Genomic DNA, 3,572 nt, shown 5'->3' with positions numbered 1-3,572 from the left:
TCGGTCCGCCGTTCGCCTCAGCTGGCGGAACTGGTCGGGGTGGTCAGTCGCAATCACATCACCCGACCGAGGAGAGTCGTCTCGTTGTGGCGGACCGTGTCGGTGGTCGCCGAGTCCTGTACCACGGCGCACGCGTCGAGCACGGCGGCGGTCGGGATGGGCGGCGGCGCGATCGACTGGCTCACCAACCTGGAGTTGCCGGCCCGGCTGGTCGATCAGGAGTTCCGGGTGATCACCCTCGGCGGGTGGCCGAGCTAGATCCGGCCTACTCCTGCAGTCGGACCGCGTACCGGGCGTCGCGCAGGGCCTCGAGGAGATCCTGCCGGTGCCCGGGACCGCGGGTCTCGACGGTGAGGAACACCTCCACCTCGTCGAGTGCGAGCGCGCCGCCGGTGCGGGAGTGGACGACGTCGACGACGCTGGCGCCGTTGCCGCTGATCACGCCGAGGAGGCTGACCAGACCACCCGGTCGGTCCGGAATGGTCACGTGCACACCGAGATACCGGCCGGCCGCGCGGAGACCGTGATTGACGACGTGGGTGAGCAGCAACGGGTCGATGTTGCCGCCGGACAGCACCGCGCACACCTTGCCGGTGAGTCCCAGCTCTTCGGTGGAGCAGCTGATCAACGCGGCGACCGCCGCCGCGCCCGCGGGCTCCACGATGAGCTTCGCGCGCTCGAGGCACAGGAGAAGAGCCCGCGACAGGGCGTCCTCACTGACCGTGACGATGGCGTCGACCTGGGAGCCGACGTGGGCGAACGGCACGTCGCCGGGGCGGCCGACCGCGATACCGTCGGCCATCGTCGACATCGTCTCCAGCGGAATCGGACGACCCTCGGACAGCGACCGCGGCCAGGCCGCCGCCTGCTCGGCCTGGACGCCGACGATCCGCACGTCGGGCCGCATGGCCTTCACCGCGGCGGCGATGCCCGCGATCAATCCGCCCCCGCCGGTCGGGACGACAATCGTGCCGACGTCGGGTTCCTGCTCGAGGATCTCGAGTCCGACGGTCCCCTGCCCGGCGACGATGTCGACGTGGTCGAAGGGATGGATGAGGACGGCGCCGGTCTCGTCCGCGAACGCCTTCGCCGCGACGAGCGCGTCGTCCACCGTGTCGCCGGTGAGATGGACGGTCGCCCCGTACGCCTTGGTGGCGACGAGTTTCGGCAGGGGTGCACCGGTGGGCATGAAGACGGTGGACGGGATGCCCAGTTCGGTGGCCGCCCAGGCCACGCCCTGCGCATGATTGCCGGCACTGGCCGCCACGACCCCGCCGGCCCGTTCCGCGGCCGAGAGATTCGCGATCCGGTTGTATGCACCACGAGGTTTGAATGATCCTGTGCGCTGCAAATTTTCACACTTCAACGACACGACGTGCCCGCATCGTTCCGACAGCGCCCGAGACGCGATCACCGGCGTCCGGCGCATGACGGGGTCCAGCAGCTTACGAGCTGCTCTGATCTGATCCAGCGTGACAGGCTCCACGCGGGTCAGCATATGGCGCTCCGCGCCCCGTGCGCCTTTTTGGCTGCTGTAGCTACCAAAAAGGCGCACGGGCGGCGAAGCCGCCTACTTCAGCGCCTGCTCGATGTCGCCCACCAGATCGGCGGCGTCCTCGATGCCGACGGACAGGCGCACCAGGTCGTCCGGCACTTCGAGGAGCGAACCGGCGGTAGAGGCGTGGGTCATGGCGCCCGGATGCTCGATCAGCGATTCGACGCCGCCGAGCGACTCGGCCAGCGTGAAGATCTCGGTGCGTGAGCAGAAGTCCAGCGCGGCCTGCTTGCCGCCGGCGAGGCGGACCGAGATCATGCCGCCGAAGCGGCGCATCTGCTTCTCCGCGACCTTGTGGCCGGGGTGTGACTCGAGCCCGGGGTAGATCACCTGCGACACCGCGGAGTGCCCGCTGAGCAGTTCGACGACCTTCTCTGCGTTGTCGCTGTGCCGCTCCATGCGCAGCGACAGGGTCTTGATGCCGCGGAGGGTGAGGAACGCGTCGAACGGTCCGGGGACCGCGCCTGCACCGTTCTGCAGGAACGCGAACGCCGTGTCGAGTTCTTCGTCGTTGGTGACGAGTGCGCCACCGACGACGTCGGAGTGCCCGCCGATGTACTTGGTGGTCGAGTGCAGCGCGACGTCGGCGCCGAGTTGCAGCGGCTGCTGCAGGTACGGCGACGCGAACGTGTTGTCGACGACGATCTTCGCGCCGGCTTCGTGCGCGATGTCGGACAGCGCCTCGATGTCACCGATGTTGAGGAGCGGGTTGGTGGGCGTCTCGACCCACACGAGCTTGGTGTTGGGCCGGATGGCCGCCCGGACCGCGTCCACATCTGACACCGCGGCGGGCGTGTACTCGATGCCCCACTGCGTGAAGACCTTGTCGATCAGACGGAACGTTCCGCCGTAGGCGTCGTTCGGGATGACGAGGTGGTCGCCGGGGCGGAGCGCGGCGCGGAGCAGGCAGTCGGTGGCGGCCATGCCCGAGCCGAAGGCGCGACCGTACGTGCCCGACTCGAGGGCGGCGAGGTTGGCCTCGAGCGGTCGTCGGGTGGGGTTGCCGGTGCGGGCGTATTCGAATCCGTTCCGCATGCCGCCGACGCCGTCCTGTGCGAACGTCGAACTCGCGTAGATGGGGACGTTGACGGCGCCCGTCTGCGGGTCCGGGTCGAATCCTGCGTGCACGGCCTTGGTGGAGAACCCCTGCCAGCTGATGTTGTCCGCTTTGCTGCGCTGCTCACTCATGACCCCCAGCCTAGTGGGGACCTAATCCTCCAGATACTCCGCGATGGCGAAGGCGACGTCGAGCTTGGTCGCGTCGCTGACGGAGGGATCGAGCGCGTTGACGATGATGCTGTGCTCGGGTGTGAGCAGGGCCATGGCCACGACGTCGAGGACCACCCCGCCGAACTCGGCGGACCGGGGGTCTGCGACGACGTTCGTCCCGTTCCGCATTTCGGCGATGACGGCAGGATCGGTGACCTGCGGCCTGACCGACGCGGTGAGGGTGCTCATCACGTTGGTCGGCCCCTTGGACCACGAGCAGGTCGGGTCGGTCGTTCCGGGGAGGACGGCCTCGGTGAGATGCGGCCGGTCCGAGACGAGCCGTCCGAGTGCTTTCGTCAGCGCGGTGCAGTCGGCCGACACCTCCGACGGTGATGTGCCCGAGGACACCGACCCGACGTCCGCCGATCCCGGCTGCGCGACAGCGGCACCCTCGATGCTGGTCCCGCATCCGGCGGCGGCGAACCCGAGCAGGACGACCGGGACCACCAGGACACGACGCAGACGAGCACTCACTATCAACTACCCGGTCCTGAAGGGCGCGGGTTTGCTGCTCACGTTCCAACTGGCTGCTAGAGGGGTGGCTGCTATAGGCACGGTTGATTGGGCGGCCCGGTAATTGTCGTGTCCGAGTGCGGCAATGTTGGCGGCGGCGTTATGGTCGGCGTGGCCGGCCCATCCGCAGCCGCGGCACCGGAAGAGTGCTTGACTGCGCCTGTTCGCGGTGTCGCAGTGCCCGCAGAGGTGGCACGTCTTACTGGTATTGCGCGGGTTGATCACCTGCACCGGC

Annotated in this window: 4 protein-coding genes and 1 pseudogene; 1 reads left to right on the top strand and 4 read right to left on the bottom strand. The window is 68.6% G+C overall.

Annotated elements, in window-relative coordinates:
* Positions 1-258: pseudogene (locus tag MLGJGCBP_RS16735) on the top strand (hypothetical protein); the annotation flags it as partial.
* A gap of 7 nt (positions 259-265) precedes the next feature.
* On the opposite strand, the gene ilvA reads toward MLGJGCBP_RS16735, so the two are convergent.
* The 4 genes from ilvA to MLGJGCBP_RS16715 all read right to left on the bottom strand — a co-directional run.
* On the bottom strand, positions 266-1,498 hold the full coding sequence (ilvA, locus tag MLGJGCBP_RS16730) for a threonine ammonia-lyase (protein ID WP_160097019.1): 1,233 nt from the start codon (positions 1,496-1,498) through the stop codon (positions 266-268).
* Positions 1,499-1,570: 72 nt separating this feature from the next.
* A complete protein-coding gene (locus MLGJGCBP_RS16725; protein WP_087555687.1) occupies positions 1,571-2,743 on the bottom strand; it encodes a cystathionine gamma-synthase in 1,173 nt (390 codons plus the stop codon).
* 21 nt (positions 2,744-2,764) lie between these two features.
* Entirely contained in the window at positions 2,765-3,298 is a 534-nt protein-coding gene (locus MLGJGCBP_RS16720; RefSeq protein WP_160097017.1) for a hypothetical protein, read from the bottom strand.
* Between the two features lie 6 nt (positions 3,299-3,304).
* Positions 3,305-3,572: zinc ribbon domain-containing protein (locus MLGJGCBP_RS16715; RefSeq protein ID WP_160097015.1), on the bottom strand; the 268-nt coding region annotated here is incomplete at its 5' end.

The organism is Rhodococcus sp. T7 (assembly GCF_009872365.1).
Taxonomy (GTDB): domain Bacteria; phylum Actinomycetota; class Actinomycetes; order Mycobacteriales; family Mycobacteriaceae; genus Rhodococcus_F.
Note: the sequence above shows the minus strand (reverse complement) of the source record. Positions and strands in the feature narration are given on the sequence as shown.